The 239-nt window shown below is 38.9% G+C and carries 1 protein-coding gene; it reads left to right on the plus strand.

Going from position 1 to position 239, the window contains the following annotated elements; translation table 11 throughout:
• Window positions 1-239 (plus strand): hypothetical protein (locus I6U50_RS15820; protein ID WP_198639563.1); only part of this gene is annotated, 239 nt, incomplete at both ends.

The raw sequence follows: 239 nt of genomic DNA on the forward strand, positions 1-239 counted from the left end.
ATCTATGATGAAATTTTAAGCATTATTGGAAACGAGTCTGATGTATTAGTTGATAACAATAACGGCACTTATACCCACACCGCTGTAGACGGTACAGAGGTGATTATTGATGCCAATACTACTTCGGTAAGTGTAACCGATGGAGTGTATACTTTTACAAATGGTAATGGAGACGTAATTACGACCATCGATACCAATGCGAGGGCTTCCGGTTATGACAATACCAATTCAGGTTTAAC

It is taken from the genome of Salegentibacter maritimus (assembly GCF_016236975.1).
GTDB classification, from domain to species: Bacteria; Bacteroidota; Bacteroidia; order Flavobacteriales; family Flavobacteriaceae; genus Salegentibacter; species Salegentibacter maritimus.